1 protein-coding gene is annotated in these 790 nt (G+C 53.0%); it reads left to right on the forward strand.

Annotated features, from left to right (window positions below):
* Positions 1 to 109: 109 nt before the first annotated feature.
* On the forward strand, positions 110 to 790 hold a 681-nt coding region (locus C3418_RS23775; RefSeq protein WP_103859394.1), incomplete at its 3' end, for an IS630-like element ISAhy2 family transposase.

Here is a 790-nt window from a genome sequence, read left to right on the forward strand (position 1 = left end):
CTAAATAGCTGTTCCGAATAGTAGATCACCGGAGGAAGGGAACTCAGTCCAGTTTGTGCGATCTGATTAGTCGCTAAACAAAACAAGCCACACCCAAAGGACTGAGTTGATGCCTATCCTACCACCTCTGCCACGACCACAACGGCGCCGCATTCACAAAATCATCCATGCCACCCGTGATAAAGGACATGCTCGTCGCTTGATGGCCATCTTGCTGTTACATGAAGGACGCACGATCACCGATGTTCATCACCTTACCGGCGCTGCGCGCTCGACCATCGGTCGTTGGCTTCGGTGGTATCGAGATGAAGGCATAGATGCGCTAGAAGCCTTACCGGCTGGCCGTGCCCCAGTCTTACCTATCGCCAAGATTGTCACCCTACTGGTGCTGCTCATGCAGTTTTCTCCGCAAGATTTTGGTTATCAGCGCAGCCGTTGGTGTACTGAACTATTGGCTATAAAAATCAATCGGTTAACAGGGCTCAATGTGGCAGCCTCCACGCTCCGCCGATGGTTACCTCGTATGGGCATTGTCTGGCGCAGGCCCGTGCCGACCTTGCGGATAAAAGACCCAGCCTATCAGGAAAAAATGGCGAATATCGACGCCGCGCTGGCCCGCTGTGATGCCGATAATCCGGTGTTTTATGAGGATGAAGTCGATATAGACCTCAATCCCAAATTAGGAGCCGACTGGATGTTCAGAGCGCAGCAAAAGCGGGTTGTCACACCGGGGCAGAATGCCAAGCATTATCTGGCAGGCGTTCTCCACGCAGGCAACGGAAGGGTACTT

Source organism: Aeromonas sp. ASNIH8 (assembly GCF_002919855.1).
GTDB lineage: Bacteria > Pseudomonadota > Gammaproteobacteria > Enterobacterales > Aeromonadaceae > Aeromonas > Aeromonas caviae.